A 20237-nucleotide genomic window follows, 5' to 3' on the forward strand; every position below is an offset into this window, starting at 1 on the left:
GATTGGGGTGCGTAGGTATTCGTCGATCAGCCTTCGTGGCTGATCAGTCATTCGGGGTACAGGCCCTTGCCGTTCTGGCTGGGTTGGCCGTTGTCGGCCAGCACCGGGGCGGAAAGAATCAGCGTGGCGGTCAGTGCGATCAGGGTTTTCATCGGTTTCTCCAGGGCTTCGGTGGGTAGCAGGTGGAGACGACTGCGGAGTCTCCGCGGAATGTTTAACGCTAATGTTTTGTGCGCAAGTCATTTCCATAGGGAGAACTTTAGCCTGCATGTATTTTGCGCGCAAGATAATTTTTTGAGTATTTCGCTATAGCCCTAGAAGTTCAGGGCATAAGCAGGGGCTAAGGGGGCACAACCTGTTCAACGAGCGCTACATCACTAACAACCAGGGCGACAGTCTGCTCGATGTCGGTGCGCCGCTGACCCTCGGCATGGCCACTTGCGACGGCCTCTAGGACTCGCAGGTACTGGGGAACGAAGAGCGGCGGCAAGGGGGCCATCGCCAGCAATCAGTACAGGCTCGTTGTCTTGTTCTGCCTCGGGGCGGGGGTAGTCCGTTTCGACGATTCCGGTGCAGCAAGAAGGGGGGCGATGCCCCCGCGGTTCAGAGCAACCCACGCTCGGCGAAAGATACCGTGCGTTGGCCTGCCACGATGACGTGATCCAGCGAGCGGACATCGACCAGCGCCAAGGCTTCTTTCAAGCGCTGCGTAATCACCTTGTCCGCCTGGCTTGGCTCCGGGTGCCCACTCGGGTGGTTGTGCGAGAAGATCACTGCAGTGGCATTCAGACGCAGTGCTTCCTTGACCACTTCGCGTGGGTAGACCGAGGCGCTGTCGATGGTGCCGCGGAACATCTCGACGTACTGGATCAGGTGGTGCTTGGCATCCAGAAACAGTGCCGCGAAAACCTCGTGTTCGAAGCCAGCCAGCTTGGCGATCAGGTACTCCTTGACCAGCTCTGGCGACGTGAAGGCTGCGCCTCGCTGAACCTTTTGATCGATGACTCTGCGGGCCGCGGCCAGGATCTGCTCGGCAGTAGCCGGCAGGTAGCGACCTTGTTCGTCGCGAATCAGCAGGGAAGCGTCAAAAGCTAGAGAAAGCTGCGACATGATCGTGCTCCAGTTGCTCGGGCGGAATTGCCCGGAACCGGCTCAGCACGGCGCAGCGCAGCAGTCAGGGGGCGATAGCCGGTCCCGCCGCAAGCGCGCGAAGCGCGTGCAGCCCTTGACGGCGAGAACGCCGTGATAGGGTGAGAGGAAACAGCAAGACCGCCACTCCACCGATCTCACAGGCGCCACCAGCAAGCGCAGCGCGCAGTCTCTATTGACCTGGCGAAAAACGCCCAGAGGCGTTGTGGGCGAGCAGCAGAAAGGCAGCCATGGCATACAACAGCCAGTGTGAGAGGCAGGAGAAAGATCTCGCTATGTGACCAATGGCCCATCCTGCAGGGTTGGCAGATGGCCGCTACCAAAATATTCTCCGGTCTCTGGGCTAACGAAGTGCGAACAGGCAGGACGCTGACCCCATGCACTCCGTTAGCTCAGAACCTCCCTTCCTGGTCTGTTTTAACAGGCCATTTCATAGGCATTTGCCATGGCTCAGGTCAGCCCTGACAACTCGCTTCGGCGAGGGTCAGGGCCTTTCTGTGATCGATGACCTTCCTTCGTCTAGCCGCACATTTTCGCTAGATGCGCTCGGCCAGGCTGTGCGCAGCATTGAGGTGGCTCGTCGCTGATCGGCTTGGCCTGCCATGCCGGGAGCTCACCGCTTTTTGACATCGAGGCGCTTGCGCGACTGATCAGCCGACTAGCCCACCAACCGTAACTCCCCGTCATAGCGCCCGACACTGTCCGTGGTTGGACCATGGCCCTGCAAATGAACTGAGCCACTTCGTGGGTTGCTCAGGTGCCCTGGGTGAGGGCGGTGCTTACGTCTTGCGCAGCCGACGAGTTGCCGACACGAGATGACTGCGCGAAGACGTATGCTCGTGGTATAGCCTGGCCAGTCCGGCCTGCGGCTATCAATACTCGACGGTCACCGCCTCGGTCACCCGCGAGCAGCAACTCAGCACGTAGCCTTCCGCGATTTCTTCCTCGGTGATGCCGCCGTTGTGCTCCATGGCCGCCGTACCGCTGAGCACGCGCACCTTGCAGGTGCCGCAGATGCCCATGCCGCAGGCCTTGGGAATGGTCAGGCCGGCGCTGGCGGCGGCTTCGTAGAGGGTCGCGCCCTGAGCCGCCTGGATCGACTTACCGGAGTCGCTGAAGGTCACCCAATGGCTGGTCTGCGGCGTTTCGCTCTGGGCCACTTCGGCCTGCTTTTCGGCGGCGGCGATGTCCTCATCCGGCGTCGCGCCGAAGGACTCCTCGTGGTAGCGCGCGATGTCGTAGCCGGCCTCGCTGAGGATGCGCCGCACCGCACGCATGTAGGGCGTCGGGCCGCAGCAGAACACCTCGCGCTCGAGGAAATCCGGGGCGATCAGCTGCAGCATCTCGCGGCTAAGGAAGCCGCGGTAACCGCCCCAGACCTGGCCGATTTCGTTGCGTTCGCAGATCAGGTGCAGCTTGAAGTTGTCGATGCGCGTGGACATGTAGTCCAGTTCGGCGCGGTAGATGATGTCGGCCGGGGTGCGCGCGCTGTGGGCGAACACCATGTCGACTTCGCCGTTGGTGTTGAAGAACCAGCGGGCCATGGACATTACCGGGGTGATGCCGACGCCGCCGGACAGCAGCAAGACCTTGTCGGCGGGAAAGTCGATGCAGTTGAACTGGCCGACCGGGCCGTGCACGGCAAGCACGCCGCCTTCCTTGAGGTTGTCGTGCAGCCAGTTCGACACCCGGCCGCCCGGCACGCGCTTGACCGTGATGGAGAAGCTGTAGGGAATCGAAGGTGCGCTGGAAATGGTGTAGGAGCGCATCACCTGCTGGCCGTCGATCTCCAGTTCCAGGGTGACGAACTGCCCCGGCTTGAAGAAGAACAGCACCGGTTCCTGCATGCTGAAACAGTAGGTGATGACATCCGCGGTCTCGCGGATGACCTTGAGGCAGCGCACCAGATGGCGGCCGTTGGCCCAGGTCTGGGTGTTGACCGGATTGAGGTAGAGGTTGCTGCTGATGCTGCTCATGGGCGTTCTCGGTCTCGGGGACGCGGCCCGGGCATTACCAGCCGGGCCGCGCCGGGCTCAGGACAGTTGAATCCAAGTGGTCTTCAGTTCGCAGTACTGGTCGTGGGCGTACACAGACTTGTCGCGGCCGCCGAAGCCGGACTGCTTGTAGCCGCCGAACGGGGTACTGATATCGCCCTCGGAGAAGCAGTTGACCGACACGGTGCCGGCGCGGATCGCCGCGGCCATGCGGTGGGCGCGGTTGATGTCGAGGGTCCACAGCGAGGCGGCGAGGCCGTAGCAGGTGTCGTTGGCGATGGCGATGGCTTGTTCCTCGCTGTCGACGGTGATCACCGCCAGCACCGGGCCGAAGATCTCCTCTTGGGCCACCGAGGCGGCGTTGGAGTCGACTTCGAAGATGGTCGGCGCGACGAAGTAGCCGCCGCTCTGCTCGTGCAGGCGTACGCCGCCGGTAATCAGCTTGCTACCCTCGGCCTTGGCCTGCGCAATATGGCCGAGGACCTTCTCCATATGTGCCTGTTCGATCAGCGCGCCGAGGCGTACGGCCGGGTCCAGCGGATCGCCGGTGACCCAATCCGCCAATTGGCTCTGCAGCTCCTCGAGCAGGGCATCCTTGATCGCGCGGTGCACGATCAGGCGCGAGCCGGCCGAGCAGTTCTCGCCCATGTTCCAGAAGGCCGCGCTGAGCACGTTTCCGGCGACGTTCTGCAGGTCGCCAGCGTCGTCCATGACCACCTGCGGGTTCTTGCCGCCGCACTCGAGTACCACGCGCTTGAGGTTGCTCTTTGCCGCGTACTCGAGGAACAGGCGGCCGACTTCGGTGGAGCCGGTGAAGGCCGCCAGGTCGATGTCCGGGTGCAGGCCGATGGCCTTGCCGGCGGTGTGGCCGAGGCCCGGCACCACGTTGAGCACGCCGGCCGGGATGCCGGCCTGGAAGGCCAGTTCAGCCAGGCGCAGGGTGGCCAGCGAGGTCAGCTCGGCGGGCTTGAGGATCACGCTGTTGCCGGTGATCAGCGCCGGGCCGAGTTTCCAGCCGGCCATCATGCAGGGGAAGTTCCACGGCAGCACGGCGCCGACCACGCCGATAGGCTCGCGGCGGATCATGCCGATATTGCCCGGGCTGGACGGCGAAATGGCGTCGTACAGCTTGTCGCCGGCTTCGGCGTGCCAGCGGATGGTGTTGGCGGTGTCGGGGATGTCGATGGCGTAGCACTCGCCGACCGGCTTGCCGGCTTCCAGCGATTCCAGCACCGCCAGTTCCAGGCGGTTGGCGTCGATCAGGGCGGCGAACTCGAGCATGATCACCTTGCGCTCGGCCGGCGCCAGGCGCGACCAGACGCCGGCGTCGAAGGCGGCACGGGCGGCCTGCACGGCGGCGTCGATGTCCTCGGCGTCGCAGGCGGCCACGTCGGTCAGCACTTGGCCGGTAGCCGGGTTGAGGGTGCTGAAGGTGGCGCCGGAACGGGCCGGGACGAAGCGACCGTCGATAAAGGCCAGGTTGCGGTATTCCAGGCGCTCGAGCTGCTGGTCGATGGCGCTGCGGGTGAGGGCGTCGCTCATGAAGATTCTCCTGAAGTGGGGTAACTAACTGTTCTTAGAGTTCTACGCCTGCGGTCCACTCTTTCCAGGCGAGGGACGAGCGCACGCCGAGGCCGAGGAAGGGTTCCGGCGGGTTACGGCAGGGTTTCGGTTGTTCGAGCATGATGCGCAGCAGGTCGCTGTCCTGTCCCAGGGCGTATTCGGCGATCAACTTGCCGGAGATGGTGCCGCGGGTCAGGCCCAGACCGTTGCAGCACACCGCGCTGAACACCTTGGGCGCGATTTCACCGAACTGCGAGCCGCCATTGCGCGACAGGCACAGGGCGCCGCCCCAGGTGTACTCGAACGGCACCTGCGGCAGCATCGGAAAACGCCGCTCGTAGGATGTGCGATGGGCCCTGCGCACCCTCTCCAGGTTGCCGGCCGAGGCGTGGACGTCCGGGTTGTAGGTGAAGGAGTTGCGGATGCAGATGCGCCCGCTGGCCAGACGCCGCACCGTGGTGCCCAGCGGGTCGGCCGGGATCAATCCCCAGCTTTCCTCGCCGCCCAGGCGCGCCAGTTCCTCGGCGGTCAACTGGCGGGTCATGCTGGCGTAGGTGTAGATCGGCAGCAGGCGGCCCTTGAGACCGAGCTGGCCGAAGTTCGAGGCATAGGCGTTGTTGGCCAGGATCAGGCGCGGTGCCTGCACCCGGCCATGGGCGGTGGTCAGGGTATGCGGCTTGCCCACCTCGATACTGAGCACCGGGCTGTCTTCGAACAGCTGAACGTTCTCCGGCAGGCTGCGACCCAGCCCGCGGGTCAGTGCCGCCGGCTGCACCAGCACGCAACCGGGCGCGTGCAGGCCGGCCTGGTAGAAGTCGCTGCCGGTGACCGCCTTCATCTCTTGGGCGCTGAGCAGGCGATAGGGCTCGCCGAGCGAGGACAGGCCCTTGGCGAACGCTTCCAGGGCGTGGGCGCCGCGGGCGTTGGCGGCACCGTGCAGCTTGCCCTGTTCGCGCCAGTCGCAATCGATGCCGTGGCGTTGGACGATCTCGCGGGTGTAGTCGATGGCGCCGCGGCTCAGGCGGATGATCTTGTGATCGGCCTCGTGGCTGCTGGTGTAGCTGTGCGAGGTCAGGTCATGGGGCAAATCGACCATGAATCCGGAATTGCGCCCGGCGGCGCCGAAGCCGACGCGCTTGGCGTCGATCAGCACCACCTGGGCCTGCGGCTGCAGTTCGGCCAGGCGCCGGGCGGCGGCCAGGCCGGCGAGGCCGGCGCCGAGCACCACCCAGTCGGCCTGCACGCTGCCGCGCAACGGCGTGCTCGGCGGCGGGGGAGGCAGGGTTTCGTACCAACCGCAGTGACCGTCGTCCTGGGGCAGGAAGTTACATTGCAGTTGCATGGAAGCTGCCTCCGGCCCTGTTAGCCGCGATGGGCGATCAGTTGCTCATAGGTTTGCTTGAAAACGGCCAGCTCGGACTCGCTCGGCGGCAGCAGCGGGCGGCGGGTCGGGCCCACCGGCAGGCCGGCCAGCTCGCAGCCGGCCTTGATGTACTGGCAGAACTTGCCGCCGCCTTCGAGCAGGTTGAGCATCGGCAGCAGGCGCTGGGCCAGTTGACGGCCCTTGATCATGTCCTGCTCGACCACGCAGGCCCGGAACAGGGCGACGTGCTCGGGGGCGAGGAAGTTGGAGGCGCCGCACACCCAGCTGCGCGCGCCCCAGGCGAAGAACTCCAGCACCTGGTCGTCCATGCCGCAGCTGATCTGCAGCTGATCGGCGTAGTCCTGGGTCAGGTGGTGCATGCGTTCGATCGAGCCGGTGCTTTCCTTGATCGCCTGGAAGTTCGGCCGGCTCTTGAGCGCGTCGATGAACTCGAAGCTCATCGGCGTGCCGGTACGCGCCGGGAAGTTGTAGAGCATGATCGGTAGGTTCAGCGCGTCGTCCACGCTCAGGGCATGGGCGAGCAGTTCGTCCTGGGTCGGCTGGCAGTAGTAGGGCGCAGCGAGCAGGATGCAGTCGAAGCCGGCGGCCTTGGCGTAGCGGCCCAGGTCGAGGCTTTCCTCGGTGCTGGTGGCGTTGATCCCGGCCATCAACGGGATGCGGCCCTTGGCCTGCTCGGCGACCGCGGCGAACACCTGCTTGCGCTCGGCGTTGCTCAGGGCGTAGTACTCGCCGGTGGTGCCGCCGATTATCAGGCCGTGCACGCCGTGGCCGATCAGCGCATCGACGACCTTGGCCAACACCTCGAAATCGATCGCGCCGCTGGCGCTGAAGGGTGTTACCACGGGAGTCCAGATACCATCGAAATTCATAGGGCCACCTAGTTGTAAAGAGTTGAATGTGCGGTCTAGTTCGGGAAAAGGTTAAGGGCGATCTTCGCCGGGCAACAAGAAACATTTAGGGGCGGTAATTAATAATCAAAGGTTATTGATTGGATGAAAAATCAAGAGCGCCCGCATTCGGACCGCCCGCGCAATAGCGGCCATAAAAAAACCTGCCGTCGGCAGGTTTTTAAGAGCGCAGCGAGTAATTGTCATGGCTTTAGCCATGCATAACTAAAAGTGCAGGCAAACAATAACTCTGATTAATCAGAGCTGTTGCATCAGCCAGTCGCGCAGGCGGCAGCAGGCCTCGTCATCTTCCTTGTCTTCATTGAAAGTCAGGTAGTGCAGGCTCTCGCGATGCACGACTTCTTCGCTGACCGGGCGCACCAGCAGCCCCTGCTCGACCAGGTGGCCGACCAGATGGTGCCAGCCCAGCGCCACGCCCTGATGGCTGAGCACCATCTGGATCAGCATGTTGTAGTCGTTGGCGTTGAAAAAGTGCGGGCTGTCGTGGGCGCGGGTTTCGATATCGATATCGTTGAACGCCAACCACACGCCCCAGTCGACGTGCTCGGCGACCTGCGAGCGGCCATAGGGGCTGAGGTTGAGCAGCACGCTGTCACGCAGGCCCTCGAGGCTGCGCAGTTCCGGGTGCTGCTCCAGATACTGCGGCGTACAGACCGGGTAGATGACGTCGTGGAACAGCGCCGTGCTGCGGTAGCCCTCATGCACCTTGGCCATCTTGGTGATGAAGATGTCCGGGCGCACGCCGGGTTCCATCGACAGGAAGTTCTGCGTGGTGATCAGGTTGAGGTCGATGTCCGGATTGGCACTGAAGAAGCTCGGCAGACGGTGTGCCAGCCACAGCCCGGAAAACGCCGGCGAGCAGCACAGGGTCAGCACCCGCTTGCCGGCGTTGTGGCTGCGGATGCGCTCGGCGGCCTGGGCGATGTTGACGAAGGATAACTGCACCGCATCGTAGAAGATCGAGCCGGCGGTGGTCAGCTCCACGGCGCGGCCGGCGCGGGAGAACAGCTCGGCGCCAAGATAGCCCTCCAGCTCGCGGATCTGCCGACTTATGGCCGCCTGGGTGACGCACAGGGCTTCGGCGGCACGGGTGAAGTTCTGGTACTTGGCCGCGGCGATAAAAGCTTTGACCGCGCGCAGCGACGGCATCTTGATCAGCGTCTGATCGGGTTCGGTATGTAGGACCATAACAACAGGTATTCAATTTCCTGAATAAAAAGTCGGTTCTGCCGGCTATGGCCGCGCTCTAGACTTCTTCTTATTGGCGATGGCATCAAACCGCTGATGCTGGCTCTTTGGAGGGTAGCCGAAAGAGCTACCGAGCAATAGCCCCGGTCAACCGGGGGCGTGTCTTTGCGGGCTTGCTGACAACGACTTTCAACAATATTGACCGGGATTGGTGTGGATATGACAGCAGACAACAAAGCAGCGGTGGCAAAGCTCATTCAGCAGCGCAAGCCGCGCCATGCGCTGCCAAGCGCGCTGTACAGCGATGTCGAGGTATACCGTCAGGACCTCGAACAGCTCTGGCACAAGGAGTGGATCTTCGCCGGGCACAGCTTCGAGCTGGAGAAACCGGGTCAGTACATCACGCTGCAGATCGGCGACTATCCGGTGGTGGTGGTGCGTGGCGCCGATGGCCAGATTCGTGCCCTGCACAACGCCTGCCGCCATCGCGGCTCCAAGGTCTGCAGCGAGCACCGCGGCAAGGCTGCCAAGCTGGTCTGCCCCTACCACAAGTGGACCTTCGAGCTCGATGGCCGGCTGATCTACGCCGGTAACATGGGCGAGGACTTCGACAAGTCGCAGTACGGTCTCAAACCGGCCCACTGCGAGGTGGTCGACAGCTACATCTATGTCTGCGTGGCCGAGCAGGCCCCGGACTTCGAGAAGTTCCGCGCCGCGGTGTCGCCCTTTATCGCCCCGCACAACCTCGACGACTGCAAGGTGGCCTTCGAGTCCAACCTGGTGGAGAAGGGCAACTGGAAGCTGGTCTTCGAGAACAACCGCGAGTGCTACCACTGCGACGGCACCCACCCGGAGCTGCTCAATTCCTACGTCGAGAATCTCTCGGTGGCCGGCGTTGGCGGCGAGGACGACCCGGAGCTGGTCGCCCACTGGGATCGCTGCGAGGCTGCCGGCCTGCCCAGCCGCCTGGTGATGGACGAGGGCGGGCAGTTCCGCATGACCCGTATCCCGCTGTCGGCCGGCGCGCTCAGCTACACCATGAACGGCAAGCCGGCGGTGGCGCGGCGCCTGGACAAGAGCGGCGTAGAGAACATCGGCGCGCTGCTCTACTTCAACTACCCCTCGACCTGGAACCACTTCCTCGGCGACCACGCGCTGAGTTTCCGCGTACTGCCGCAGGGACCGAACGAGACCCTGGTGACCACCAAGTGGCTGGTGCCCAAGGATGCCCAGGAGGGTATCGACTACGACCTGGAGACCCTGACCCGCGTGTGGCTGGCCACCAACGATCAGGACCGTCGGCTGGTGGAGGGCACTCAGGCCGGGGTCAATTCGCCGGCCTACCAGCCTGGGCCCTATTCGGCCATCGCCGAGAACGGCGTCTGTCAGTTCGACGATTGGTACTGCGCGAGCATGGCACGCAAGCTCGCCGAGGCGCAGTGAGCGCACCTGTTCAAAGCCCCTGAGTTGAAGCAACGCCTGTTGCCGACGCCAGGGTGGCGATGCACCGCAGGTTCCACAGGACAACTCCTTCCCGCATGTCCGTTATTGGGCATGCGGTTTTTTTGCGTTCCGAGGTCAGGTATTTGCCATGCGCAGTGCATCGAACGACAGCTACGCCCGGGGCTTTTTGCTGGTACTGCTGGCGGCCTTCTGTTACGGCCTGCAACCGCTGTTCGCCCAGTACGCCTATGCCGGTGGCGCCAACCCGGTGGGGCTGCTGCTGGTGCGCTTTCTGATCGCCGCTTCGATTCTGCTGCTGTTTCTGCGTCTGCGCGGGATCGCTCTGCCCAACCGGGAGCTGGCCGGGCAGAACTTTCTCTTGGGCGTTGGCTATGGCCTGTCTGCGTTGGGCTACTACAGCGCCAGCCACAGCACCTCGGTGAGCCTGGCGGTAGTCCTGACCTTCAGCTTCCCGGCTTTCGTCACCCTTTTGTCGATCCTCTATCTGGGTGAGCGCGCCAGACCGATGAAGCTGCTCAGCCTGGCGCTGGCGTTCGCTGGTGTGCTGCTGGCAACCGGCCTGAGTTTTCATGGCAAGGTCAGCGGCGTGCTCTGGGCGCTATTCTCGGCACTGGTCTACGGCACGGCGATAGTCTACGGAACCCATCGCATTCGTCATGAGCAGCCGCTGGCCTCGGCAGCCGTCGTCCTGCTCGGATGCGCCGCGACCTTCGCGGTAGCGGCGCTCTACTCGGGAGCGGCGCTGCCCTCCGGCGGTTCTGCCTGGTGGGCGACCCTGGGACTGGCGCTTTTCGCCACGATTGTGCCTATCTCGGCGTTTCTCGCCGGCTCGCCGCATATCGGTTCCTCCTCGGCGGCGATCCTCTCGAACCTGGAGCCAGTGGTGGCGGTGACCATCGCCGTACTGGTGATTGGCGAGCCCATGAGTAGCGGCATATTGGGCGGCGGTCTGCTGGTGCTGGTCGCCGCGGTCATTCTGGCGAGTCAGGGGAGGCGCGATGCGGCCGCGCCCGTGGCTCTGGCGCGTGAGTCGAACGACGCCATCTAGTGTCCGTGGATACGGAGGAGGGCGCGCCAGTTGGTGCGCCCTTCTTTTTTGGCGAGCCATTTCTGGAAGCGGGTGCGCACGGCGTACGAGGTGAATTTCCCAGATGATCGTGTCGGGCGCGTCCATGTCAGCGCCTCAACCAATAACATCAAGTTATGGTTTGAGCCGAGCAAATGTCGTTGGACGCTATAAGCGGCAATCTCTACTTTAAACCCACAAGAAGGCGGTACTTATAACCTGTGTGCCGTGTGAGGTTGTTTATTTCAGTGCCTGCCGTTCATTGAATAGTCCAGTTTCAAAAGGCGTGGTCGCCCCAGTTACAGCATGAGACCGACCGATTGCCGATTGATTACAGATATAAGAAGAGGACGTTATGACCCAAGCCGACGAGATACTCTCGGTCAAGAATGTATTCAAGGTATTCGGCGCGCAGCCGGACGTGGCCATGAATATGTTGCGCAATGGTGAGTGCAAGGACGAAATTTTCCGCAAGACCGGCCAGGTGGTGGGCGTGTTCGACGCCAGCTTTTCGGTCAAGCGCGGTGAAATTTTCGTCATCATGGGTCTGTCAGGCTCGGGCAAGTCGACCATGGTGCGCTTGTTCAACCGCCTGATCGAACCCACCTCCGGCAGCATCCACCTCAATGGCCGCGAAATTACCGGGCTGTCCGACAAGGATCTGCTCGAAGTGCGGCGCAAGGAAATGGGCATGGTGTTCCAGTCCTTCGCCTTGATGCCGCACATGAGCGTGCTGGAAAACGCCGCGTTCGGCCTGGAGATTTCCGGTGTGCGCGAGCAGGAACGCAAGGCCCGCGCCGTCGAGGCGCTGCGCCAGGTCGGTCTGGCCGGGCACGAGAACAGCTACCCGCACCAGCTGTCCGGTGGTATGCAGCAGCGCGTCGGCCTGGCCCGGGCGCTGACCAACGACCCCAGCATCCTGCTGATGGACGAGGCGTTCTCCGCCCTGGATCCCCTGATCCGCAGCGAGATGCAGGGCGAGCTGATTCGCCTGCAGGCCGAGCAGCAGCGCACCATCATTTTCATTTCCCACGACATCGAGGAAGCGATCCGCATCGGTCATCGCATCGCCATCATGGAAGGCGGTCGGGTGGTGCAGATCGGCACGCCGCAGGAGCTGCTGTGCAATCCCGCCAACGAATACGTGGAGAACTTCTTCCACGGCTTCGACAGCTCGCGCGTGCTCAATGCCGGCGATGTGGCGCAGGTCGACCCGGCCGCGGTGTGCCGGGTCAACGGGCAGGCGCCGGGTTTTCGCGCGGACGTGTCCTTCGGCTACCTAATCGGCGAGGGCGACCGGTTGCTCGGCGTGGTCGAGCCCGATGCGCTGAGCCTCGATAGCGCCGGATTGCAACGCCTGGAGCAGTTGCGCCTGGATCGCCACCAGCCGATCTACGTCGATACGCCGTTGCACGACGTGCTCGACCTGGTGGCCTCGGTGCCTTATCCGGTGCCGGTGCTGGACCATAGCGGTGCCTTCAAGGGCACCATTTCCAAGAATCTGCTGCTGCAGACCCTGAGTCGCCACTGAGTGGTCGAGCGCAATCCTCCAGCAGAATCGAAGAGCAGGTAACCCCCATGTCCGAGTTCAGTTTCCTCGACCCCTTCCAGACCCTGACCATTCCCCTCGGGGAGTGGGTGGAAAACACCCTGAATTACCTGGTGTACAACTTCCGTGAATTCTTCCGCGCCGTGCGCTGGCCGATCGACCAGGTGCTCAACGGCTTCGAGTTCGTCTTGCAAAGCATCCCGCCCTCCATCGGCATTCTGCTGTCCTCGCTGCTCGGCTGGCAGCTGGCCGGGGCGCGCATGGGCTGGCTGTGCGCCGTCACCCTGACCCTGCTGGGGCTGATCGGCGTCTGGTCCGAGGCCATGACCACCCTGGCGCTGGTGCTGACCGCAGTGTTCTTCTGTGCGCTGATCGGCGTGCCCTTGGGCATTCTCTCGGCCCGTAACGATCATCTCGAGAGAATCCTGCGGCCGATTCTCGATGCCATGCAGACCCTGCCGGCGTTTGTCTACCTGGTGCCGGTGGTGATGCTGTTCGGCATCGGCAACGTGCCCGGCGTGCTGGTCACCATAGTGTTCGCCGCACCGCCGCTGGTGCGCCTGACCAACCTGGGCATCCGTCAGGTGCCGGAAGACAAGATCGAGGCGGCCCGCGCCTTCGGCTGCACCCCGTGGCAGATGCTCCGCCGCGTGCAGTTGCCGTTGGCGGCGCCGACCATCATGGCCGGCGTCAATCAGACCCTGATGCTGTCGCTGTCGATGGTGGTGATCGCCTCGATGATCTCGGTCGGCGGCCTCGGCCAGATGGTGTTGCGCGGCATCGGCCGTCTCGACATGGGCCTGGCCACGGTCGGCGGCGTCGGCCTGGTGCTGCTGGCGATCTTCCTCGACCGCCTGACCCAGGCCATGGGCGAGCGCAGTAATGCCGACCCCAGCCTGCGCTGGTATCACAGCGGTCCCATCGGCCTGCTGCTGCGTCTGTTCGGCAGTCTCCCGCAGGCGGCTAAGAGCGGCGCCTGAAGTCTTGCCACACAACCGACATCCTGAAACCTAGAAGAAAATCACAGAGGTAGATGATGATGACTTTGCACATGCGTGGATTCGCCCAGAAGCTGCTGCACTGCGCCGCAGTCGCTTCCCTGAGCCTGTTGCCGCTGTATGGCCAGGCCGCCTCGACCGATAAGCCGGGGCAGGGGGTATCGGTAACGCCGATCTTCCCGAGCATCGCCGAAGAGCGCTTTCGCGGCGAGGTGGCCATCGCCGGACTGCGCGAGCTGGGCTACGACGTCAAGGAGCCCAAGGAAACCGAATACCCGACGATGATGGTGGCGCTGTCCTACGGCGATGCGGACTTCACCGTGCACCTGTGGGACAAGCTGCACGACAACTTCTATCAGAAGGTCGGCGGTGACAGGAGCCTGGTCAAGGCGGGCGACGTGATTCCGGGTGTGCTGCAGGGCTACCTGATCGACAAGAAGACCGCCGAAGCGCACAACATCAAATACCTCACCGACCTGAAGAAGCCGGAGATCGCCAAGCTGTTCGATACCAACGGCGACGGCAAGGCCGACCTCACCGGCTGCAACCCGGGCTGGGGCTGCGAACTGGTGATCGACCACCATATGCAGGCCTACGACCTGGAGAAGAGCGTCAGCCACAACCGCGGCTCCTACTTCGCCCTGATGGCCGACACCATCTCGCGCTACAAGGATGGCCAGCCGATTCTCTACTTCACCTGGGTGCCGCAGTGGATCGCCGGCGTGCTGGTCGAGGGCCGCGACGTGGTCTGGCTGGAGGTGCCGCATACCGACCTGCCCGACGGCAAGAACGACGTCAACACCAGCTTCGAAGGCAAGAACCTGGGCTTCGCCGTGGATGAGGTCAAGGCCGTGCTGAACAAGGACTTCGCTGAGAAGAACCCGGCGGCCCTGAAGTTCCTCTCCCTGGTGCAGATCACCACTGCCGACGAGAGCGCGCAAAACCTGAAAATGCAGAACGGCGAGAACAAACCGGCGGATATCCAGCGCCATGCCGCCGAGTGGGTCGCCGCCCACCGCGAGCAGTTTGACGCCTGGCTGGCGGCCTCCCGCGCCGCAGCCAATTGAGCCGCTGATCAGTTAAACGTGGCGTAGGGTGCGCCGTGCGCACCGAAAAATCGGTGCCAGCGCCATCAGGTGGTGCGCACGGCTTAGGCGGCTCCGCGACACCCTACGAAGTCCCGGCGGCAGATTCAAAGCCTATCCAACGATTCGAACCTCGTCTGTGGAGTCTCCGCATGTCGCTGTATTCGTTTGTCCGCAATTTCAACTTCAGTCAGGCGCCGCAGTCTACCCGCGAGCTGCTGCAGATCTGCCTGCTGGACATTCTCGGGGTCGCCGCTGGCGCCCGCGACAACCCCACCAGCCAGCGTCTCAGGCAGTACGCAGTCGAGCACTATCCGGCCGCCGCGCTGTCCAGCCGCCTGTTGTTCGACGGCCGCCTGGTGCACCCGTTGGGTGCGGCCTGGGCCGGCGGTTTCAGCGTCGACAGCCTTGATGCCCACGAGGGTCACTTCACCTCCAAGGGCCATGCCGGAGCGACGGTGGTGCCGGCGGTGCTGGCGCTGGTCGACGCCTGCCGCCAGCAGGGCAAGGCGATCAGCGGCGAGGAACTGCTCGGCGCCCTGTGCATCGGCTACGAAACGGCGTTGCGCGCCGGTGCCGCGCTGATGGCGACTGCCCCGGAGTACCACGCCTCCGGCGCGTTCTCCGGGCTCGGCGTGGTCTGCGCCGGCGCGCGGCTATTGGGGCTGGACGAGCAAACCCTCCGCCATGCCCTGGGGATCGCCGAGTACTTCGGCCCGCGCTGCCCGATGATGCGTCTGGTCGACCATCCCTCGATGCTGCGCGACGCCCACGGCGCCGGCGCCTATGCCGGGCTCAATGCCTTGTTTCTCGCTCAGGCGGGCGTCACTGGGGCGCCGGCCGAGACGGTGGAAACCTCGGCCGTGGCCGCGCAGTGGCACGACCTTGGCCGGCGGTGGGAGATCGATGCGCAGTACTTCAAGCCCTGGCCGGTGTGCCGCTGGGCACAACCGGCGCTGACGGCGATGAGCGCGTTGCTGGCCGAGCAGCCGCAGATCAAGGGCTATGCCATCGAGCATATCCGGGTGGAGACCTTCCACGAGTCCATGCGCTTGCAGGGCCACGCCCCGGCCAACGCCGACGAGGCGCAGTACGCCCTGGCGTTCCCCTTGGCGGCGCTGGTCGCGCGGGGCCAGGTCGGTCCGTTGGAAGTGACCGGCGCGGCGATCCAGGCCGCCGATATCCTCGCCGTCAGCCGGCGTATCGAGATCGTCGAGGCCGACGACCTGTCGGCGCGCTTCCCCAACGAGATCCTCTCGCGGGTGACGGTGACGCTCCAGGACGGTCAGCGCTTCGCCAGCCCGATCACCGCGGCCAAGGGCGACCCGGCCAGCGCCATGAGCGCGGCCGAGTTCAGCGCCAAGTTTCACCTGCTGGCCGGGGTCAGCCTGGGCCAGGCGCGGCGCGAGGCCCTCGAGCGGGCCGTCGCCGAACTGCCCGCCAGTAACGATTGCTCCACGCTGTTCACCCTGTTGTTCACGCCAACCGATGGCATATCAAATCCACTGTAAGGAGATTGCCCGATGAGGTTTGCTGAGAAAGTCACCTTGATTACCGGCGCCGCAGGCGGTGTTGGCCAGGCCCTGGCCTTGCTGTTCGCCCGCGAGGGCGCACGCCTGATGCTCTCCGACCGCGAGGAGGCCGACTGTGCGCGGATCGCCGCGCAGGCCCGCGAGCTGGGAGCCGAAGTCGGCTACCTGGCCGGCGACCTGCGCGAGAAGAGCTATTGCGAGGCGCTGGTGAGCACCGCCGTGGAAACCTTCGGCGGTCTCGACATCGTGCTGAACAACGCCGGCATCATCCCCCGCGGCACCATCGAGGAGACCACCGATCAGATGTGGTTCGACGCCATGGGCGTGAACCTCAATGCGGTTTTCTATATCTGTCGAGCGGCGATACCGCATATGAAAGGGCGGCCGGGCGCGGCCATCGTCAACACCTCCTCGGTATGGGGCGTGTACCCGGGGCCGGGGCACCTCGCCTATTGCACCAGCAAGGGCGCGGTGGCGGCGTTGAGCAAGAACCTCGGGCGCGACTGCGCGCCGCTGGGCATCCGCGTCAATGCGGTGTGCCCGCACGAGATCAACACGCCGATGATCCGCACCGGCTTCATCCGCCGCGGCCTGGACCCGGACAAGGCGGTCGAGGAACTGAACAAGAGCGTGCCCCTGGGGCGCATCGCCGAGCCGGAAGACATCGCCGACGTGATCGCCTTCCTGGCCTCGCACGAGGCCCGTTATATCGCCGGCGAAACCCTCGAAGTTACCGGCGCCAAGCCGGTATCGGGTTGAGGAGACGAGCATGCTACTGACTGCAAAGAATGCGCTGGTAACCGGCGGCGGCCGCGGCATCGGCCGTGGCATCAGCGAGAAACTGCTGGCCGCCGGCGCGCGCGTGCTGGTGGCCCAGCGCCAGGCGCTGGACGCCGAACTGGCGGACAACCCGAATGTGTTCTTCGTCGAGGCGGATCTGGCCGAGTCGGGTGCCCCCGACCTGATCGCCCAGGCTGCCGCCGAACTGCTCGGCGGCATCGACGTGCTGGTGAACAACGCCGGTTTCATGTTCGAGCGACCGATCGAGGCGATGAGCGAGCAGGACTGGAACCGGATGATGGCCGTCAACCTGCGCGCACCGGCGTTCCTCGCCCGCGCACTGCTGCCCCAGATGCGCCAGCGCGGTGGCGGCAGCATCGTCAACATCGGCTCCATCGAAGGCCTGGGCGCCAACCCCGAGCATGCCGCCTATTGTGCCTCCAAGGCGGGCGTGCATGGCCTGACCCGCGCCCTGGCGGTGGATCTGGGCCGCGATGGGGTGCGCTGCAACGCCATAGCCCCGGGCTGGATCGACTCCGACCTGAGCAACGCCTATATCGAGGCTCAGCACGATCCGGTTGGCGCGCGCAGGGGGCTGCTGGCCATGCACCCGGTCGGCCGCACCGGCACGCCGAAGGATGTCGGCGGGGCGGTGGTGTTCCTCGCCTCCGAGGAGGCGGCGTTCATCACCGGCCAGGTACTGGTGGTCGACGGCGGCCGCACGGCCAAGCTGCCCTTGCCGTTCTGAGTCGACGGCGGCGACGGCGCGCTGCCGTCGCCCACCGTTCAGGGTTACCCTGGGTTGGTTTTTCCTGCTTGAGAGCTGCCTGATGAAATCGTCGTTCGAGAGCGTCCTGAAGGACAAGAACCGGGTGCACCTGGAGCGGGTGCAGTGCGGCGAGTCGAGCATGGCGGTGACCCGGGTCGCCTTCGTGTTGCTGGACCACTTCTCGATGATGGCCTTCACCGGCGCCGTGGATGCCCTGGTCACGGCCAACCTGATGAGCGCCACGCCGCTCTACGAGGTGCTGGTGGTCGGCGGCAGCCAGGACGTGGTGGTCAGCGACCTGGGTATCGCCATTTCGGCGGGTTGCCGCCTGGCCGACCTGCAGGAGCGCCAGCAACAGCTGATCGTGGTCTGCGGCGGTTTTCGCGTGCAGTTGCAGGTCGATCCCTTGCTCAGAACCAAGCTGCGCCAGGCCGATGCCGCCGGCGCCATGCTCGGCGGGCTGTGGAACGGCGCCTACTTCATCGCCGAGGCGGGGCTGCTGGACGGCTACGAGTGCGCCTTCCACCCCGATGGCCGGGCGATGATGACCGAGCTGTTTCCCAAGGTAAAAGTAACGGGGCACTCGCATGTGGTCGACCGGCGGCGGATCAGCTGCGCGGGAGCCAACAGCTCCTTAAGCATGATGCTGGAGGTGGTGCGCCGCGGCACGCGGCAGGAACTGGTGAGCGCGGTGGAGGAGGTGCTGAGTTGCGACAAGATGCGCGAGACCTTCGACGTTTCCGTGGTTTCGATCGATATCGACCCGACCTTGCCGCAATCGCTGAAAACCGCGCTGGAGCTGATGCACAGCAATATCGAAGATCCGATCGGGATCGGCGAGATCGCGCAGTATGCGGGCATTTCCAGGCGCCATCTGGAGCGCCTGTTTTGCCAGCACGTGAAAGCGACGCCGCCGCGTTACTACCTGGAGTTGCGGCTGACCCATGCGCGTCAGTTGCTGCAGTACACCAATAAATCCCTGCTTGAAGTCGCCATTGCCAGCGGTTTCGTGACCTCCTCCCATTTTCAGCGTCGTTTTCGCGAGATGTTTGGCGCTGCACCTGGGCAGTTTCGTAAGCGCACCAATCCTTGAAAATGTCAGGGCTGAGGATTCATCTACAAAGTAACAACCTCTTACCTCCGGGGCGTCCGCGTTAGATTGATCCCGTTCTACGCTTGCGCTGCGCATGAACCACTGCCGACTAGGGCGACTGAGGCGGTCGTGAAAAAATCAGGAAGAATCGCGGAGGCTCCACCCAGCGTAGCGGCCGGGTGGAAGCCGTCTATTTTTCTTGATTTTGAGGGGGCAAGAACCCCTGCTCGTGGAGAGGTAGGGGCGTCACCATCGGCTGGTGACGGCATCCAGAATTACTCGGCGAGGCGAAATGCCGAGGCCATTCGGCCTTGCTCTTTGACGCTGATCCCGAGCTTCTTGGCCGCAGGCCGCCAGAGCAGTCGAACCTTAGTGCGAAAGTCTTCGATGATCTCCAGAGCGTCTTGCTGCTTGAGTCGGAAGTAACCAGCCACCGACAGGGCCAGATCCAGGTCGAGCGCGTTGTCGAACTCGGAGACGTTGAGCTTCAGCCCATCGGCGTAGGACACTGGATTCATGTCGTAGGCGGCGGATAGCTGCCAGCCCTTGCCTGGGACAAGGATGAAACCATGGTTGCGCAAGTGGTCATCCGTATTGCTGACCAGCATGTTGAAAACGATGCGCTTCCACAGCTCCTGTAGGTCAGCTTCTGGTGTGGCGCCCTGGCGCATCAGTACCTCGGCGATTTCCAGGTAGCTGACGCCAGTTGAGTGGTCCTCGCCATCGACGTGCTCCGTCATGGTCATCGCTGAGGCGAAGTGCAGCCGCTCGCCCGTTGGGGTGCGGTCGAAGCGCTTGACCATGAAACAGTGATGGTTGCTGGCGTACTTCCCCGCAGTGGCCTCTGCCACGCGTAGACCGCAGGCGTTGGCGAGGATATTGACCACCATCTCCCAGGCGCCGACATCGTGTTCATCGTTGTTGCTGGGAAACTTGGCGATCCACAGGGCATTGTCCGGATCTACCACGCTGGCCTTTGGCCGGGCGCCACCCAGTGAGCCGCCGGGGGCTATCAGCATCCTCAGCCAGTCTCGGCCGTTGCTCATGTCCTCGCCCTGCTCGAAGCGCCTGGACGCCTCCTCAAGCTCGCGCATGCTGGTCATCGGCGGTGCGGCCATATCGTGGTGGTTGTCCAGATACGGGCCATCGACATCAGTCTTGAAGCGAATGGCGCCCACACGGAAGCTGTCGTGCACGCCCAGCAGGTAGTCGGATTCGAACAGCTTCGAGCCTTCTGCGGTCACTCCCGCGCGCACATCCCGTTCATGTCGGCGTCGCATCAGTAAGCGCCCCCAGCGGTCAGGCGAGGCGTCGGCGAAAAGGCCGAAGGTCGCGGCGCCTTGTGCGGGGAACTGGCGGCCAGCGAAGGGCTGGAGTCTCGGGTCAAGCAGTGCCTGATGTGCCAGGCCGGCTAGTGCCGAGTCGACGAATTCGAACTCGAATCGCTCGCTGCCGCGTGTGCGCTGGCAATGCAGGGTGCCGAGCCTCTGTGGGCCAGCAAGTCCCGCCCAATCGGCGAAGACTAATACTTGGCTAGTCATTGAGTTCCTCCATCAACTGGGCCGCCAGGTCGGCGCCGGTAATGATCTTCTGATCAGCCGGTTTTGCTCTGGAGGGAGCTCGTTTAACAGCCTTGGACGCCGGGCGTGGGGACGTGGCTTCTGCCGGCTTCATCGAGGTTGGTGCAGGAGGGTTCTGAGTCCGTCGTTGAGGGG

16 protein-coding genes and 1 pseudogene are annotated in these 20237 nt (G+C 63.9%); 9 read left to right on the plus strand and 8 right to left on the minus strand.

What is annotated here, in order from left to right; genetic code table 11:
- Positions 1-603: 603 nt before the first annotated feature.
- The 6 genes from radC to ACW9UL_RS11150 all read right to left on the minus strand — a co-directional run bounded on the left by radC (position 604) and on the right by ACW9UL_RS11150 (position 8186).
- Complete coding sequence (gene radC / locus ACW9UL_RS11125; protein ID WP_457790854.1) at positions 604-1110, minus strand: RadC family protein; 507 nt, start codon at positions 1108-1110, stop codon at positions 604-606.
- 911 nt (positions 1111-2021) lie between these two features.
- Positions 2022-3125: a glycine betaine monooxygenase reductase subunit gene (gene gbcB, locus ACW9UL_RS11130; RefSeq protein WP_457790856.1), complete on the minus strand. Its 1104-nt coding sequence runs from the start codon at positions 3123-3125 to the stop codon at positions 2022-2024.
- Between the two features lie 57 nt (positions 3126-3182).
- Entirely contained in the window at positions 3183-4685 is a 1503-nt protein-coding gene (locus ACW9UL_RS11135) for an aldehyde dehydrogenase (RefSeq protein WP_457790858.1), read from the minus strand.
- A gap of 34 nt (positions 4686-4719) precedes the next feature.
- Positions 4720-6048 (minus strand): NAD(P)/FAD-dependent oxidoreductase, encoded by a 1329-nt coding sequence (locus ACW9UL_RS11140; protein ID WP_457790860.1) that lies wholly within the window; start codon positions 6046-6048, stop codon positions 4720-4722.
- A gap of 20 nt (positions 6049-6068) precedes the next feature.
- The gene (locus ACW9UL_RS11145; protein ID WP_457790862.1) at positions 6069-6959 is read right to left on the minus strand and encodes a dihydrodipicolinate synthase family protein; all 891 of its coding nucleotides are present in this window, start codon (positions 6957-6959) and stop codon (positions 6069-6071) included.
- A gap of 276 nt (positions 6960-7235) precedes the next feature.
- Positions 7236-8186, minus strand: coding sequence for a LysR substrate-binding domain-containing protein (locus ACW9UL_RS11150; protein ID WP_457790864.1), 951 nt, complete (start codon positions 8184-8186; stop codon positions 7236-7238).
- A gap of 219 nt (positions 8187-8405) precedes the next feature.
- On the opposite strand from ACW9UL_RS11150, the gene ACW9UL_RS11155 reads away from it, so the two are divergent.
- From ACW9UL_RS11155 to ACW9UL_RS11195, 9 genes are all read left to right on the plus strand, one after another.
- On the plus strand, positions 8406-9629 hold the full coding sequence (locus ACW9UL_RS11155; RefSeq protein ID WP_457790866.1) for an aromatic ring-hydroxylating oxygenase subunit alpha: 1224 nt from the start codon (positions 8406-8408) through the stop codon (positions 9627-9629).
- Positions 9630-9816: 187 nt separating this feature from the next.
- On the plus strand, positions 9817-10698 hold the full coding sequence (locus tag ACW9UL_RS11160; RefSeq protein ID WP_457790868.1) for a DMT family transporter: 882 nt from the start codon (positions 9817-9819) through the stop codon (positions 10696-10698).
- A gap of 373 nt (positions 10699-11071) precedes the next feature.
- Positions 11072-12247: a glycine betaine/L-proline ABC transporter ATP-binding protein ProV gene (proV, locus tag ACW9UL_RS11165; RefSeq protein WP_457790870.1), complete on the plus strand. Its 1176-nt coding sequence runs from the start codon at positions 11072-11074 to the stop codon at positions 12245-12247.
- Positions 12244-13245: a glycine betaine/L-proline ABC transporter permease ProW gene (gene proW / locus ACW9UL_RS11170; protein WP_457790945.1), complete on the plus strand. Its 1002-nt coding sequence runs from the start codon at positions 12244-12246 to the stop codon at positions 13243-13245. The genes proV and proW overlap by 4 nt, the downstream gene beginning before the upstream one ends.
- A 71-nt stretch (positions 13246-13316) precedes the next feature.
- Complete coding sequence (gene proX, locus ACW9UL_RS11175; RefSeq protein WP_457790872.1) at positions 13317-14330, plus strand: glycine betaine/L-proline ABC transporter substrate-binding protein ProX; 1014 nt, start codon at positions 13317-13319, stop codon at positions 14328-14330.
- A gap of 170 nt (positions 14331-14500) precedes the next feature.
- Positions 14501-15859, plus strand: coding sequence for an MmgE/PrpD family protein (locus ACW9UL_RS11180; protein ID WP_457790874.1), 1359 nt, complete (start codon positions 14501-14503; stop codon positions 15857-15859).
- 12 nt (positions 15860-15871) lie between these two features.
- Entirely contained in the window at positions 15872-16639 is a 768-nt protein-coding gene (locus ACW9UL_RS11185) for an SDR family NAD(P)-dependent oxidoreductase (RefSeq protein WP_457790876.1), read from the plus strand.
- Between the two features lie 10 nt (positions 16640-16649).
- Complete coding sequence (locus ACW9UL_RS11190) at positions 16650-17408, plus strand: SDR family NAD(P)-dependent oxidoreductase (protein WP_457790878.1); 759 nt, start codon at positions 16650-16652, stop codon at positions 17406-17408.
- A gap of 82 nt (positions 17409-17490) precedes the next feature.
- Positions 17491-18522, plus strand: coding sequence for a GlxA family transcriptional regulator (locus ACW9UL_RS11195; protein WP_457790880.1), 1032 nt, complete (start codon positions 17491-17493; stop codon positions 18520-18522).
- 275 nt (positions 18523-18797) lie between these two features.
- Here the strand turns inward: ACW9UL_RS11195 and ACW9UL_RS11200 are convergent, their stop codons facing one another.
- The gene (locus tag ACW9UL_RS11200) at positions 18798-20063 is read right to left on the minus strand and encodes a type II toxin-antitoxin system HipA family toxin (protein ID WP_457790882.1); all 1266 of its coding nucleotides are present in this window, start codon (positions 20061-20063) and stop codon (positions 18798-18800) included.
- Positions 20056-20237 (minus strand): annotated as a pseudogene (locus ACW9UL_RS11205) (helix-turn-helix domain-containing protein); the annotation flags it as partial. The pseudogene ACW9UL_RS11205 and the gene ACW9UL_RS11200, both read right to left, overlap by 8 nt.

The organism is Pseudomonas sp. PL-6, assembly GCF_054110165.1.